This is a genomic window from Paenibacillus sp. P2(2022) (assembly GCF_029522175.1).
Lineage (GTDB): Bacteria > Bacillota > Bacilli > Paenibacillales > Paenibacillaceae > Paenibacillus > Paenibacillus polymyxa.
Genome location: NZ_JAKWFI010000006.1, coordinates 214,651 through 232,421 on the forward strand (window position 1 = coordinate 214,651; position 17,771 = coordinate 232,421).

General features: G+C 56.6%; 1 protein-coding gene. It reads right to left on the reverse strand.

What is annotated here, in order from left to right; translation table 11 throughout:
• Positions 1–234: 234 nt before the first annotated feature.
• Positions 235–17,571: a non-ribosomal peptide synthetase gene (locus tag MMB75_RS19640; RefSeq protein ID WP_277509962.1), complete on the reverse strand. Its 17,337-nt coding sequence runs from the start codon at positions 17,569–17,571 to the stop codon at positions 235–237.
• Positions 17,572–17,771 lie beyond the last annotated feature (200 nt).

Genomic DNA, 17,771 nt, shown 5'->3' on the forward strand with positions numbered 1-17,771 from the left:
GTATTCGGATTTTATGGTGGAATTATCTCTGTTTAAATGGTTTGATTCGTAGTATACCAAAGGTAAACTACGATTTCTGTTGTGTTTTGTCGATTTTCCAATAAATAGAAATAGTTATTCAGTGGCACTTGATGTCAGATTCCTGTGGTGGATTTTTCCATTTCATTTTTAAAAAAACACCCGGCAGGATGCATACCGAGAGAAATACGGCATACACCCAAGCCGGGTAAGGGATTAGAAAATAATATCAATGGCCTCTAGCACATCTTGCTCCTGTTCGGATTGCCCGTTCAGGGAAATATCCTTCAACAGCACCGAAGGCTGTTCGCAAATTTGGGTGATGATCATGAGCAGGTCCTGAGCGAAATTGTCGATCAGATTGCGCGTAAACAACTTGGTGGCATATTCAAACTGCCCGTTCATTCCCTCATCCAGCAACGAAATGACCAAGGTAAGATCAAATTGGGAAACCGTATGAGTTTCCGGATAAGATTCGATCTTGATATCCCCGAAGCTTTGAACGTTATCTTCCTTGGTTTCCAGAGCAAACATGACATCGAATACAGGATTGCGGCTTTGATCTCGCGGCGCCTGCAGCTTTTTCACAAGCTCCTCGAACGGATAATCCTGGTGGTCGTAGGCCCCCAGCATCGTTTCTTTGACTTCGTTCAAGTAAGCGAGGAACGCCTTCTCCCCGGACGGATAATGGCGAATCGCCAAAGTGTTGACAAACATTCCGATGAGCGGCTCCAGGTCGGCATGTGTGCGGCCCGAAACCGGCATGCCTACAATGAAGTCTTCTTGTCCCGAGTACTTGCTGAGCAGGATTGAATAGGCCGCCAATAACACCATATAAAGGGTGGCACCGTTCTCATCGGCGATGCGCTGCAAGCTGTCGGTCATCTGCTTATCGATGCTGAAAGGCAGCACATCTCCCTCAAAGCTGCGAGCGGCAGGTCTGACAAAGTCCGTAGGCAGTTCAAGCGTCGGCAGTTCGCCTTCCAGCACGTCCAGCCAGTAGGCTTCCTGACGTTTCAGCCGCTCTTTTACAGGTTCTGATTGCTGCCAAGCGGCGAATTCCTTGTATTGAATCCGAAGCGGTTCCAGAGTCTCACCGTTATACAGGCGCAGCAGCTCTTCGACGAAGATGCCCATCGACATGCCATCCGTGACGATATGATGAATGTCCAGCATGAGCAGATGCCGTTCCGCTTCCCATTCGACTAAGCCCACACGCAGCAGCGGCGGCCGCTCCAAATCAAAGACGCGCACAAAGCCGTCTACGATGCTCTTCGTTTCACTTTCCGTCGCTTTCGTATATTCGACGGCAAACTTCAAGTCCGGATAAATCCGTTGTACCGGTTCGCCGTCGACCATTTCGAAGCCGGTTCGCAAAATTTCGTGACGAGCTATCAATCCTTTGAGCGCCGCCTCGAATTGATTACGTTCCAAGCGCCCGACGAGAACCGTCATGCCGGACATGTTGTAGCTAAGCTCGGCGCCTTCCATCTGCTGCTGGATGTACAGCCGTTTTTGCACGGAGGAAAGCGGATAGTAATCCCTCTTATCCAGAACCGGAATGGAGAGGTATTCCTGCCGCTCCAATTGGCTGATCGCCTCGGCCATCGCTTCGATGGTCGAGTGCCGGAACACATCGCGCAGTGGCAGGTCCACACTCAGTTCCTTGTGCACCTTGCTGACTAGCGTCGTCGCCCGCAGGGAGTGCCCGCCGAGGTCGAAGAAGTTGTCCGTCACGCCAATCGTGACCGGTCCGAGCACATCCTGCCAGATGGCGACCAGTTTCGCCTCCAGTTCGGTGCGCGGCGCCACGTATTCGCGGCCTGCGCTTGCTCCCCCTTCCGGCGCCGGCAGCGCCTTCCGGTCGATTTTCCCGTTCGGCGTCAGAGGCAGGCGCTCCAGCTCGACGAAGTACGACGGGATCATGTAACCCGGCAGCTCGCTGGAGATCGCCCGTTTCAGGTCCGCCACCGTCAAGCCTTCTTCCGCTGTATAATAAGCGCACAAAGCTTTCTGACCTTCTTGATCTTCCCTGACGACGACGACCGCTTCCTTCACGCCACCTACACTCAGCAGCTTCGCTTCGACTTCCCCCGTCTCAATCCGGTACCCCCGGATCTTCGCCTGGTTGTCGATCCGGCCGATGAAGTCCACGTTCCCGTCTTCCATCCACCGGGCCAAGTCTCCCGTGCGGTACAACCGCTCGCCCGCGGCGAACGGGCTGTCTACGAACTTCTCTTCCGTCAGCTCCGGACGGTTCAAGTACCCGCGCGCCACTCCGACTCCGCCGATGACCAGCTCGCCCAGCACCCCGACCGGCACCGGATTCAGGTGCGCGTCAACGATGTAGAACTTGGAGTTCAGCCACGCTTTGCCGATCGGCACATGGCCTGTCTGCGGCAGCTTTGCCAGCTCCTCGTCGTAGAAGCTGGAGTCGATCGCCGCTTCCGTCACGCCGTATGCGTTGATGATCCGGAACAACGAGCCGAAGCGTTCCTGCAAGGTCCGGTAATCCGCCACGCTGCAGCTGTCCGAGCTCGTGATCAACAGCTCCATCCCGCTCATATCCAGTTGATGCTCGTGCACGTACTCCAGGAACGGCACGATCAGCGCCGGCGTCGATTCGAAGATCGTCACTTGCTGCTGGCTGATCCAGTAGTGCAGACGAGACGGATCGATCCGGTCGTCCTTCGGCACAATCACCATCGTGCCTCCGTTGTACAGCGTCCGCGCGATATCTCCCACGAACACGTCAAACGAGAAGCTTGCGAGCTGCAGCAGCCGCACCGGGAACTGATCCAACTGGTATTCCCGCCGGTAGCCCGCCGCCGTGTTCACCAGGCTGCGGTGCTCGATCATCACGCCCTTCGGCTTGCCCGTCGTTCCCGACGTATAGATCACGTACGCCAGATCCTCCGGACGGGCTTCATGAAAGCTGTCGGCATTCGCCCGCTCCTCGCTGTACGACGCTTCGTCGTCCAGGTACAGCACCGCCGCCAGCGCCAGCTCCTCTTCGTCGAGCCAGGCTTCGGCGCGCTCTCGCAGCAGCGTTTGCGTCAGCAGCACCTTCGCTCCGCTGTCTTCGAGCATGAACCGCACGCGCTCCGCCGGGTAATCCGGGTCGAGCGGCACATACGCCCCGCCTGCTTTCCAGACGGCCAGCACGGCCACCAGCAAGTCCACCGAACGCTCGGCGAGAATGCCGACGATTGTCTCCCGGCCGATGCCACTTGCGCGCAGCGTGGCCGCCAAGCGGTTCGCCCGCTCGTTCAGCTCCGCATACGTCAGCCGGTCGTTCTCGTACACGACGGCCGCCGCTTCCGGCGTGCGCTTCGCCTGTTCCTCAAACAGCTGGTGGAACGCCGCCGCAGGAGCCGCTTCCGGCTGCGCCGGGTTAAACGCGCCGAGAATTTGATCTTTTTCCGACGGTGTCAAAATGCCCAGCTCGGCAATCGTCGCCGACGGGTTGCGGAGAATGGATTCAAGCAGCTGCAAGTAGTGAGCGGCCAATTTCTCCACCGTTTCGGTCTTATAAAGAGCAGTGGCGTATTCAAACAGATATTCCAAGCCTTCCTCGATCTCTGTGACGTCCAAGCTGAGATCGAATTTAGAAACAATTTCTTCGCTGGCATACGTCGACAAATGGAGTCCGGGAAGCTGGATTTCCAAATTCTCTGTATTCTGCAAAGCAAACATCGTATCGAACAGCGGATTGCGGCTTAAATCGCGAGCCACATTCACCTTATCCACCAGTTCCTCAAACGGATAATTCTGATGTTCAAAAGCGCCCAGCGTCGTCTCCTTGATTTCCTTCAAGTAGTCAAGGAACGTTTTACCGGCAGCCGGATAACTGCGGATGGCCAGGGTATTGACGAACATCCCGATCAGCGGCTGAACGTCGCTGTGATTTCTTCCTGCAATCGGCGTACCGACCACCACGTCTTCTTGCCCTGTATACTTATGCAATAACATTGTATAACCAGCAAGCAGAACCATGTAAAGCGTTGCGCCGTTCTCGGCTGCAAGCCGTTTCAGACCCTCACTTTTCTCGCTATCCATAAACAATTGCAGCGTGCGGCCCTCGTAGCTCTGCATAGCCGGGCGCGGATAGTCCGTCGGCAATTCCAAAACCGGCAGTTCTCCGCGGAACATGTCGAGCCAGTAGGCTTCCTGCTTGGCAAGCTGAGCTTTCTGCTCGTCCGATTGCTGCCATACCGCATAATCTTTGTACTGAATGCGGAGCGGCTCCAACTGCTCCCCGCTGTACAAGCGGACGAACTCTTCGATCAGTACGTCAACCGAAACGCCGTCAGATACGATATGATGCGTATCGAACATTAGAATGTGCCGGTCCGGCGCCAGTTCAGCAAGGCCTACCCGCAGAAGGGGCGGCTTCGCTAGATCAAACGGACGAACGAATTGGCGCACCGTTTCTTCTGCCTGCTCCTCGCTGATCTGCACATATTCCACCTGGAAGGCGGCTTCTTCGTAAATCCGCTGAACCGCTTCGCCTTTTACCATCTCAAAGCCGGTACGCAGCGTTTCATGACGAGCTACGAGCCCGCGGAACGCTTCTTCAAACCGCTGCCGGTCGAGCTCCCCTTCGAGCAGCATAGCTCCCGGTATGTTGTAGCTCAGCTCGGCTCCTTCCAGCTGGTTCAAGATATAGAGACGTTTCTGAGCAGAAGAGAGCGGATAATACTCGCTAGATTCTGCAACCGGAATAGCTGTGAACGAGCCGATCTCCAGCCTCTCCATAGCCGCGGCCATTTCCTCAACCGTTGAGTAGCGAAATACGTCGCGAAGCGGGAATTCAACGCCTAGCTCCTTATGCATTTTGCTGACCAGCGTCGTCGCCCGCAGGGAGTGTCCGCCGAGGTCGAAGAAGTTGTCCGTTACGCCTACCGCCTTCTCCCGAACAAGCACATCCTGCCAAATGGCGGCCAGCTTCGCCTCCAGTTCGGTGCGCGGCGCCACGTATTCGCGGCCTCCTGCCCCCCCTTCCGGTGCCGGCAGCGCCTTCCGGTCGATCTTTCCGTTCGGCGTCAGAGGCAGGCGCTCCAGCTCCACGAAGTACGACGGGATCATGTACCCCGGCAGCTCGCTGGCAATCGCCCGCTTCAGATCCGCCGCTGTCAAGCCTTCTTCCGCTGTATAATAAGCGCACAAAGCTTTCTGACCTTCTTGATCTTCCCTGACGACGACGACCGCTTCCTTCACGCCACCTACACTCAGCAGCTTCGCTTCGACTTCGCCTGTCTCAATCCGGTACCCCCGGATTTTCACCTGGTTGTCGATCCGGCCGATGAAGTCCACGTTGCCGTCCGGCATCCAGCGCGCCAGGTCGCCTGTCCGGTACAGCCGCTCCCCAGTGGCGAACGGGCTGTCTACGAATTTCTCCGCCGTCAAATCCGGGCGGTTCAAGTACCCGCGCGCCACTCCGACTCCGCCGATAACCAGCTCGCCCAACACCCCGACCGGCACCGGATTCAGATGCGCATCCACGATGTAGAATTTCGCATTCAGCCACGCTTTACCGATCGGCACATTGCCTGTTTGCGGCAGCTTCGCTAGCTCCTCGTCGTAGAAACTGGAGTCGATCGCCGCTTCCGTCACGCCGTATGCGTTGATGATCCGGAACAACGAGCCGAAGCGTTCCTGCAAGGTCCGGTAATCCGCCACGCTGCAGCTGTCCGAACTCGTGATCAACAGCTCCATCCAGCTCATATCGAGCCGCTGCTCGTGCACATACTCTAGGAACGGCACGATCAGCGCTGGCGTCGATTCGAAGATGGTGACCCGCTCCCGCTCAATCCAGTGGTGCAGACGAGACGGATCGATCCGGTCGTCCTTCGGCACAATCACCATCGTGCCTCCGTTGTACAGCGTCCGCGCGATATCTCCCACGAACACGTCGAACGAGAAGCTTGCGAGCTGCAGCAGCCGCACTGGGAACTGATCCAACCGGTATTCCCGCCGGTAGCCCGCCGCCGTGTTCACCAGGCTGCGGTGCTCGATCATCACGCCCTTCGGCTTGCCCGTCGTCCCCGACGTATAGATCACGTACGCCAGATCCTCCGGACGGGCTTCATGGAAGCTGTCGGCATTCATCCGCTCCTCGCTGTACGAAGTTTCGTCGTCCAGGTACAGCACCGCCGCCAGCGCCAGCTCCTCTTCGTCGAGCCAGGCTTCGGCGCGCTCTCGCAGCGCCGTTTGCGTCAGCAGCACCTTCGCTCCGCTGTCTTCGAGCATGAACCGCACGCGCTCCGCCGGGTAATCCGGGTCGAGCGGCACATACGCCCCGCCCGCTTTCCAGACGGCCAGCACGGCCACCAGCAAGTCCACCGAACGCTCGGCGAGAATGCCGACGATCGTATCCCGGCCGATGCCACTTGCGCGCACCGTGGCCGCCAAGCGGTTCGCCCGCTCGTTCAGCTCTGCATACGTCAGTCGGTCATTCTCGTACACGACAGCTGCCGCTTCCGGCGTGCGCTTCGCCTGTTCCTCAAACAGCTGGTGGAACGCCGCCGCAGGAGCCGCTTCCGGCTGCGCCGGGTTAAACGCGCCGAGAATTTGCTCTTTTTCCGACGGTGTCAAAATGCCCAACTCGGCAATCGTCGCCGACGGGTTGCGGAGAATGGATTCAAGCAGCTGCAAGTAGTGAGCGGCCAATTTCTCCACCGTTTCGGTTTTATAAAGAGCTGTGGCGTATTCAAACAGATATTCCAAGCCTTCCTCGATCTCTGTGACGTCCAAGCTGAGATCGAATTTAGAAACAATTTCTTCGCTGGCATACGTCGACAAATGGAGTCCGGGGAGCTGGATTTCCAAATTCTCTGTATTCTGCAAAGCAAACATCGTATCGAACAGCGGATTGCGGCTTAAATCGCGAGTCACATTCACCTTATCCACCAGTTCCTCAAACGGATAATTCTGATGTTCAAAAGCGCCCAGCGTCGTCTCCTTGATTTCCTTCAAGTAGTCAAGGAACGTTTTAACGGCAGCCGGATAACTGCGGATGGCCAGGGTATTGACGAACATCCCGATCAGCGGCTGAACGTCGCTGTGATTTCTTCCTGCAATCGGCGTACCGACCACCACGTCTTCTTGCCCTGTATACTTATGCAGTAACATTGTATAACCAGCAAGCAGAACCATGTAAAGCGTTGCGCCGTTCTCGGCTGCAAGCCGTTTCAGACCCTCACTTTTCTCGCTATCCATAAACAATTGCAGCGTGCGGCCCTCGTAGCTCTGCATAGCCGGGCGCGGATAGTCCGTCGGTAATTCCAAAACCGGCAGTTCTCCGCGGAACATGTCGAGCCAGTAGGCTTCCTGCTTGGCAAGCTGAGCTTTCTGCTCGTCCGATTGCTGCCATACCGCATAATCTTTGTACTGAATGCGGAGCGGCTCCAACTGCTCCCCGCTGTATAAGCGGACGAGCTCTTCGATCAGTACGTCAATCGAAACGCCGTCAGATACGATATGATGCGTATCGAACATTAGAATGTGCCGGTCCGGCGCCAGTTCAGCAAGGCCTACCCGCAGAAGGGGCGGCTTCGCTAGGTCAAACGGACGAACGAATTGGCGCACCGTTTCTTCTGCCTGCTCCTCGCTGATCTGCACATATTCCACCTGGAAGGCGGCTTCTTCGTAAATCCGCTGAACCGCTTCGCCTTTTACCATCTCAAAGCCGGTACGCAGCGTTTCATGACGAGCTACGAGCCCGCGGAACGCTTCTTCAAACCGCTGTCGGTCGAGCTCCCCTTCGAGCAGCATAGCTCCTGGTATGTTGTAACTCAGCTCGGCTCCTTCCAGCTGGTTCAAGATATAGAGACGTTTCTGAGCGGAAGAGAGCGGATAATACTCGCTAGGTTCCGCAGCCGGAATAGCCGTGAACGAGCCGATCTCCAGCCTCTCCATAGCCGCGGCCATTTCCTCAACCGTTGAGTAGCGGAATACGTCGCGAAGCGGGAATTCAACGCCTAGCTCCTTATGCATTTTGCTGACCAGCGTCGTCGCCCGCAGGGAGTGTCCGCCGAGGTCGAAGAAGTTGTCCGTTACGCCTACCGCCTTCTCCCGAACAAGCACATCCTGCCAAATGGCGGCCAGCTTCGCCTCCAGTTCGGTGCGCGGCGCCACGTATTCGCGGCCTCCTGCCCCCCCTTCCGGTGCCGGCAGCGCCTTCCGGTCGATCTTTCCGTTCGGCGTCAGAGGCAGGCGCTCCAGCTCCACGAAGTACGACGGGATCATGTACCCCGGCAGCTCGCTGGCAATCGCCCGCTTCAGAGCCGCCGCTGTCAAGCCTTCTTCCGCTGTATAATAAGCGCACAAAGCTTTCTGACCTTCTTGATCTTCCCTGACGACGACGACCGCTTCCTTCACGCCACCTACACTCAGCAGCTTCGCTTCGACTTCACCCGTCTCAATCCGGTACCCCCGGATTTTCACCTGGTTGTCGATCCGGCCGATGAAGTCCACGTTCCCGTCTTCCATCCAGCGCGCCAGGTCGCCTGTCCGGTACAGCCGCTCCCCAGTGGCGAACGGGCTGTCTACGAATTTCTCCGCCGTCAAATCCGGGCGGTTCAAGTACCCGCGCGCCACTCCGACTCCGCCGATAACCAGCTCGCCCAACACCCCGATCGGCACCGGCTTCAGATTCGCATCCACGATGTAGAACTTGGCGTTCAGCCACGCTTTCCCGATCGGCACGCTGCCCGTCTTCGGCAGCTTTTCCAGAGGCTCGTCATAGAAGCTGGAGTCAATCGCCGCTTCCGTTACGCCGTAGCTGTTAATAATACGGAACTGCGAGCCGAAGCGCTCCTGCAAGGTGCGGTAATCCGCTACGCTGCACGCATCCGAGCTTGTGATCAGCAGTTGCATCGAGCTGAGGTTCAGATCCTCGGCATGCACATGCTCCATGAACGGCACGATCAGCGCCGGCGTCGATTCGAACACCGTCACGGCGTAGTCGCGAATCCAGCCGTAGAGGCGGGTTGGATCAATCCGGTCGTCCTTCGGCACGATGACCATGGTACCGCCGTTGTACAGCGTCCGCGCAATGTCGCCGACGAACACGTCGAACGAGAAGCTGGCGAGCTGCAGCAGCCGCACCGGGAACTGATCCAACCGGTATTCCCGACGGTAGCCCGCCGCCGTGTTCACCAGGCTGCGGTGCTCGATCATCACGCCCTTCGGCTTGCCCGTCGTACCGGAGGTGTAGATGACGTAAGCCAAATCGCGCGGCTTGTTCACATTCGCCGGATTCGATGCGAGATCTGCCGCTAGTACGTTCTTCTCGGCTTCTGCCGTGGCGGACGTTTCGGCAGCAGCCGCTTGCGCCAAAGCCTCCGCCTCTGCGCCTGCTTCGCCCAAAGCTTGTACACCCACAGCCGCTTCCGCCGCTCCGAGGCTGTACGTCGCGGCGTCGTCAAGCGCAAGCACCGTTTGCAGCACTAGAGCTCCGTCGCTGCGCCAAGCTTCCGTCTGCTCCAGCAGGCGGGTCTGCGTAAGCAGCACCGACGCCCCGCTGTCCGCGAGCATATACTCGATCCGCTCCGCCGGATAGTCCGGGTCGAGCGGCACATAAGCGCCGCCCGCTTTCCATACGGCGAGCACCCCGATCAACAGCTCCGCCGAACGATCGGCCAGAATGCCGACCACCTGCTCCGGCTTCACCCCGCGCGCCCGCAGTGCATACGCCAGACGATTCGCTTTGGCGTTCAGCTCCGCATACGTCAGCTTGCTGTCTTCGTAGACAACCGCCAGCGCTTCCGGAGTGCGCTCCGCCTGCTCCTCGAACAGCTCGTGGAACGTTCTCTCTCTCCACGACTCATCCGCTTCCAAACCTGTACCCTCTGCGGCGGGTTGCTTCGCAAGAGCCGAAGACGACACGTCAAACCCGACCAGCAAATCATGTTTTTCGCTGTCCGTCAAGACATCCAAATCCGAAATCCGCGCACCCGGCTGAGCCAGGATCGACGTCAAAAGCTGCTCGTAATGACCCGCCAGCCGTACCACCGTTTCCTGTCTAAACAACGAGGTAGCGTACTCGATCTTGCAAACCAGTTCGTTATCGGCTTCCACGATATCAAAGCTAAGGTCAAACTTTGCCGTCTTTTCCTCGATGTCGAACAGCGACCATTGCAAGCCTTCCAGGGTTAAATCCAAGCTTTCGTGCTTTTGCAAAGAAAACATGGTGTCAAACAGAGGATTCCGGCTTAAATCCCGGCTCACCTGAAGAGCTTCCACCAGCTCCTCGAACGGATAGTCTTGGTGCTCGTAGGCTCCAAGCGTTGTTTCCTTCACTTCCTGCAAGTAATCCAGGAACGTCCGCTCCGCCGCCGGACCCAAGCGAAGGGCCAGCGTATTGACGAACATACCGATAATCGGCTGCAGGTCGGCGTGAGAACGGGCGGCAATCGGAGTGCCGACCACTATATCTTCCTGTCCCGCGTATTTATGAAGCAATACGGAGTACGCAGCCAGCAGAAGCATGTACAGCGTCGCCCCTGAATCGCCGGCAAGCCGTTTGAGAGCTTCGCTTTTCTCCGCATCCAGCGTAAACGTGAGCGTTTGACCGTCAAACTGCTGCACGGCCGGGCGGGAGAAGTCGAGAGGCAGCTCAAGAACCGGAAGCTCGGAGCTGAATACCCCACGCCAGTATTCCTCCTGCCGTTTGATGCGCTGGCGCTGCTCCTCGGATTGCTGCCAAACGGCGTAATCCTTGTATTGAATCCGCAGCTCCGGCAATTCTTCCCCATTGTAAAGCCGCACGAATTCGCGCAGCAGCACGTCCATGGAAAGGCCGTCGGAACCAATATGATGAATATCCAGTGCGAGCAGGAATTTCTCTTTCTCCAGTTCGATCAGCAGGGCGCGCAGCAAAGGCGGCTGGGTCAAGTCAAAAGGCTGAATGAAGCCTTCAAGAATGGCCGCAACCTGATCTTCGCTTGCTTGAAGCTTTTCGACCTTGAAAGCTACGAGCGGATGAATACGCTGAACCGGCTCCCCATTCACGATTTCAAAACCGGTGCGCAGCATATCATGCCGGGCCACCAAAGTAGTCAGCGCCTTTTCCACTTTGGCCTCGTTCAAAGCCCCTTCCAACTGCAAGGCACTTGGGAGGTTGTAATTCAGCTCCGAGCCATCCAGCTGGTGCAGGACGTACAGCCTTTTTTGCGCGGAGGAAACCGGATAGTACGCTTTCTCTTCCGCTTTCGGAATTGAGCTGTGCCGCGTTTCTTCCAAGCTTGCAATAGCCCCGGCCATCGACTCTACCGTCGTATAGCGGAACACATCGCGCAGCGGAAGTTCGACGTTCATTTCCTTCTGAATCTTGCTGACAAGGTTCGTCGCCCGCAAGGAGTGGCCTCCGAGCTCGAAGAAATTGTCCAGGACTCCAATGCCGGAGTAGCCCAGCACTTCCTCCCAGATCTTCACAAGCTGGGACTCCATCCGGTTACGCGGTGCTACATATTCGACGCCCGTCTGCAAGCTGCCTTGCGGTTCCGGCAGCGCTTTGCGGTCTACTTTGCCATTGGCCGTCAGCGGCATGCGCTCCAGCTGCACGAAGTACGACGGGATCATGTACCCCGGCATTCCCTGGGCCAGCGAGGTTCTCATTTCGCTGACCGTCAGTGTCCGATCCGCCACAAAGTAGGCGACAAGCGCCTTCTCGCCCCCACCGTCCTGACGGGCAAGCACCACCGCTTCTTCCACGCCCTCGACGTTCAGCAGCTGCGTCTCGATTTCGTCCAGCTCGATCCGGTACCCGCGGATTTTCACCTGGTGATCGATTCGGCCCAGGTATTCGATGTTGCCGTCCGGCAGCCAAGCCGCCAAGTCGCCCGAGCGGTACAGTTTCTCCCCCTCCGTAAACGGGGAATCGACGAACTTCTCCGCCGTCAGATCCGGACGGTTCAGGTATCCTCTCGCAAGGCCTTCCCCGGCCACGTACATTTCGCCCGCTACGCCGATCGGCACAGGCCGGCGGTTTTCATCAAGGACGTACACCCTCAGCGTCGGGATCGGCTTGCCGATATTGCTCTTCGCCGCCTCCATTTCGACCCACGTGATTTCCTTATACGTCACGTGAACCGTCGTCTCGGTAATGCCGTACATATTGATCAGCTTCGTCTCCGGGTACTTCGTCTTGAAGCCCTTGAGCAGCAGCGGACTCAGCGCTTCGCCCCCGAAGATGACGTTGCGAATCCGCAGATCGTACGGATGGTCCGTCAAGACCTCGCGCAGCAGCTGGTAGAAGTACGTTGGTGTCTGGTTCAAAATGGTAACCTGTTCGCGGCCCAGCAGCGCCAGGAAATCGGCCGGATTTTTCGCCGTGAACGGCGGTACGATGACCAGCTTGCCTCCGTACAGCAGCGCTCCGTACATTTCCCAGACGGAGAAATCGAAGCAGAACGAGTGGAACAGCGTCCACGTGTCGGACGGCCCGAAGTCGAACAGGTTCTTGTCATTGAACAGGAGGCGCACGACGTTCTTATGCTCGATCAGCGTTCCTTTTGGTCTGCCGGTCGTTCCCGACGTGTAGATGACATAAGCCAGGTTGACTGGCCCGGAAATCGGCTCCAGGTTCAAAGCGTCCAGCGCACTTTCGGAGTCCGCCCCTCTGTCGCCCCAAACGAAATTGTCCAATTCGAGGCGCGTTCCTGCGAAGTCGGTCTTCTCGTGCAGATGCTTTTGAATCAGCAATAACGGCGCACCCGAATCCTCGATCATGAAGCGGATGCGCTCCTCCGGGTAGTCGGGATCGACAGGCACGTATGCTCCGCCTGCTTTGAGAATCGCCAGAATGCCGACGACCATATCGAGCGAGCGTTCGGCCAGAATCGCTACCAGCTGGTCCGCTTCTACTCCCGTCTCCCGCAGCTTCCGCGCAAGGCGGTTGGATCGCTCGTTCAGCTCGCGGTAGGTCAGCTGCCGCTCGTTCATGACGGCGGCCACGTTGTCCGGGTAAAGCTCCGCCTGCTCTTCGAACAAGCCGTGAATCGTCTGCTGCCGCGGGTAGTCCGCCTCCGAATCGTTGAAACCGCGCATCAGCTCGCGGATTTCCTCCTCCGTGAGCATTTCCAGCGAGGCAATATCCCCGTCCGGCGCTGCTGCGATGGTTTCGAGCAGCTTGTCATAATGTCTGGCGAACCGCTCCGCGGTCTCTTGTTTATACAAAGCCGTAGCGTACTCCAACCGGCATTCGAGCTGACCGTCCAGCTCCGAAATATCCAGGAGCAGCTCGAACTTGGATGTTTGATTTTCCAGTGGATAAAACGATTGCTCCAGCCCCTCGATGACAATTTGCTCGTTCTCCGTATTTTGCAGGGAGAAGAACGTATCAAAGAGCGGATTCCGGCCGGTCGCGCGCGGAATGTGAAGACTTTCTACCAAGTCTTCGAACAAATAATTTTGGTGTTCGAAAGCCCCGAGCGTGATGTCCTTGATTTCTTCCAGGTACGAAAGGTACGGCTTGGAACGCTCCGGACGGCTGCGAATGGCCAGAGTGTTGATAAACATCCCTACGATCGGCTGCACTTCTTCCTGCGTTCTTCCGGCAATCGGCGTTCCTACGATCAGATCTTCCTGACCCGAATATTTATGCATAAGGATGGTGTAAGCCGACAGCAGCACCATGTACAGGGTCGTCCCTGTCCGTGCCGCTAGTTCTTTCAGCTTCTCCGTCCGATCTTTCTCGATATAAAACTTCACGGTTCGGCCGTCAAAGCTTTGCACCGCAGGCCGCGGGAAGTCCGTCGGTAGCTCCAAGACCGGCAGCTCGCCCGACAGCTGTTCTAGCCAATACTCCTTCTGCGGCTGGAGCATCTGCCCGTAAGCTTCGGAATGCTGCCAAACGGCATAATCTTTGTATTGAATGCGCAGCGGGGCCAGCTCCTCGCCCCGATACAGGCGGCTGAACTCGTCGAAGAGCAGCGCTGTCGAAATGCCGTCCGAGACAATATGGTGCATATCGAACAGCAGAATGTGGCGATCCTCGGCGACTTCGATCAGACCGATGCGGAGAAGTGGCGGCTTAGTCAGATCAAACGGGTGATAGTAAGCTTCCACCACTTGCTCCACTTCCCGCTCGCTCGCTTGGAAATAATCTACAGCAAAATCCAACCCGTCATAGATGCGCTGGACAAGCTCGCCTTGAACCTGCTCAATCCCGGTACGCAGCGTCTCATGGCGCTGAATCAGCGCCCGGAACGCGTGCTCGACGCGCGTGCGGTCCAGCTTGCCTTCGAGAAGAAGCGCCGCCGACATATTGTAGCTGCGCTCGGCCCCGTCAAGCTGGCGCAGGACGTACAGACGCTTTTGCTCGGATGAAACCGGATAGTACTCGGCCTCAGCCGCCTTTGTAATCTCATACGTCTCCTGCTGCCTTAAACCGCCGATTCTTTGGGCCAGCTGTTCGATCGTGGTGTAGCGGAAAACTTCCCGCAGCGGAACCTCGACTTGCAGCTCTTTCCGAATCTTGGAAACCAGCGTGGAGGCCCGCAAGGAATGACCACCCAAGTCAAAGAAATCGTCTTGAACTCCTACTCGCGCAATACCCAGCACCTGCTGCCAAATGAGAGCAAGTCTTGTTTCCAGCGTTGTGCGAGGAGCCACATACTCACGGCCTACTTCTACCTCTCCGGTCGGTTCAGGCAGCGCTTTACGGTCAATTTTGCCGTTCGGCGTGAGCGGAAGCTTATCAAGAGACACCAGCCGGGCCGGGACCATATGAGCCGGCAGCTCTTGCTTCAATTGGGACAGCAGATCGCTCAGCTGCAAGGAAGCATCCGCCCCCACGTAACCGCACAAATACTTTTGTCCCTGCTCATCCGTACGGTCGGTCACCACAGCCTGCTTGACGCCCGGGAAACGCAGCAGGGCCGTTTCAATTTCGCCGAGTTCGATCCGGAACCCGCGAATTTTCACCTGATAGTCGATCCGGCCGATGAAGTCCACGTTCCCGTCTTCTAGCCAGCGGGCCAAATCGCCTGTCCGGTACAGACGTTCGCCCGGCACAAACGGGCTGTCCGCAAACTTCTCGGCGGTTAGATCCGGACGGTTCCAGTACCCGCGCGCCACCCCGGCGCCGCCGATGACAAGCTCGCCCGGAACCCCTACAGGAACCGGCTTTAACGCAGCATCGACAATGTAAAACCGGGCGTTCAGCCAAGCTTTGCCGATCGGCACATGACCCGACGGCGGCAGCTTATCCAGCGGCTCACCGTAAAAGCTGCTGTCAATGGCCGCTTCGGTAACTCCATAGCTGTTGATGATGCGGAATTGTCCGCCGAATCTTTCCTGCAGCAATCGGTAATCGGTGACACTGCAAGCATCCGAGCTGGTAATCAGCAACTGCATGGAGCTAACGTCCAGCCCTTCTTCATAAATATGCTGCATGAATGGCAGGATGAGCGCAGGCGTCGATTCGAATACCGTAATGTTTTGGTCCCGAATCCAGCCGTATAAGAGGTTCGGATCAATCCGGTCATCCTTCGGCACAATCACCATCGTGCCTCCGTTATACAGCGTCCGCGCAATGTCTCCGACGAACACGTCAAACGAGAAGCTGGCCAGCTGCAGCAGCCGCACCGGAAACTGATCCAACCGGTACTCGCGACGGTACGCATCCGCCGTATTCACGAGACTACCGTGCTCAATCATGACGCCTTTCGGGCGTCCCGTCGTACCCGAGGTGTAAATCACATAAGCCAAGTCTTGCGGGGCGCTGTCGGCAGATTCAAATTCCACGGCTAAGGCATCCCCGTTATAAATCTGTTCATCGTCCATGGCATAGACAGCTTGAAGCTTCAGCTGGTCATCGGCCAACCAACCTCCGGCCCGCTCCAACAGATGACGCTGCGTAAGCAGCACCGATGCATCGCTATCGCTGAGCATGTACTCAATCCGCTCCGCCGGATAATCGGGGTCCAGCGGTACATAGGCTCCGCCGGCTTTCCAAACGGCGAGCACCCCGACCAGCAGTTCCACCGAACGCTCCGCCCAGATCCCCGTAATCGTCTCCCTTCCCACGCCCTGTTCGCGAAGGAGAGAAGCCAGCCGCTCGGCGCGTTCGTTCAATTCGCCGTAGGTCAGCTGTTTGTCCATGTAGACGACTGCCGGATGATCTGGAATTTCCCGAGCAAAATTTTCAACATACCGATGAAACGCTTCTCCCTCGCTCAGCCCTGCCACCGGCGGGTTAAAAACATTGAGAATGCGGTGTCTCTCCTCATCGCTCAGCAGAGAAATCTCGCGTACCGGCAGTTCGGGACTCTGAAGAAACTGGTCCAGAACGGTTACATACTGTTCCATAATCCGATCAATCTCGGCCGTCTCGAACAGACCCGTACGATAGGAAGCATGGAGAATTACATGGCCTTCATTCAGCATATGGTCGAAGCGCAGCAGCAAATCGTCCATCTCGTGCCTAGCGAAGTGAGCCTCCAGGCGTACCTTGATTTCTTCGTACTCCACGATTTTCAAAGGCAGATATTCCAGAGACGTGCGGAACAGCCCCGAAAGATCGTTGCGGCCGTGTTGTTCGCGTAAATCCTGGATCAATTGGTTATAAGGGTATTTCTGATACCGCAGATCCGCCGTATTTTCCTTGGAAACCGTTTGGATCAAGGAAAGCACGTTCCTGTCTGGATTCAGACGAATCCGCGTAGCCACGGTGCTGACGAACATGCCGATCGTTTCTTTTTCCTTCTTGCTGGTGCGATTGGCGAAAACCGTGCCGACCGGAACATCGGTGCTGTCGGTCAGCTTGTACAATAAGGCGTACATGGCGGACAGAAATAACGTATATAAGCTGACCTGATATTGTTCGCTGAAGGCCAGAATGCGTTCATACCGGGAACCGTCCAAAGTGATGGACAGTTTATTGGATTCGCTGCCGATCGAGAATGGCGGATACGATTTAATGCCGGTCGTTTCAGGCAAAGTGTTGTACTTTGTCAGCCAGTATTCCTTGCCTTTTTGATAACGCTGCGATTGCTCATATTCACGCTCCGAGGAAATATAATCTAGATAGGAAGGGGGCTGGTAACTGCTGGAGATGCCTTTGCGCAGTTCCAGGTATTTTTCCATCACCGCATGCAGCAAAGCATTGACGGACAAGCCGTCGGCAATAATATGATTTACCGTCAAATTGAGCCATACTTGGCCGTTCGCAAAATGGATAATCGTAAATTGGTAGAGGTGTTCGTCGAACACGCTGGCCGGTTTTTCGCTTACTTCTTTCACCCAAGCATAGAATTGTTCGGTTGTGCCTATTTCGAGGCGGCTTATCCTAGCTTGGACATTCTCCGGCTCTTCGAACCACTGCGTTGGATTTTGCAAATCCCCGCTAATGCGGATTCGGAAAACGTCATAGGTTTTGACGATCTCTGCCGCCGCTTGCTTCAGAAGCTGTGTGTTGATCTCGCCCGTAATCTGGTAGGTCGCGGAAAGCATCGTGATGGACGTTCCCGGATTCATAATTTCCATGAACCATATTCGGCGCTGGGCTTGCGTTAATCCATATTGCTCGTTGGTATCCTCTCTCACATCGACACACTCCCGGTTTAGAGATTCTTTATAGATAGGCTTTGTACCTAGATGTCACTTAGTCACTCTTAGAAGAACCGCGCAGGCCATTCCCGGAACGGCTCCTTCGGACTCTTCCTCCTTTTTCGTGTCTGCGTTTTCTGGTAACTACCGGTTATAAAGTAATACCTTGGATTGCTAAAAGACTCTGTCGCATTCGC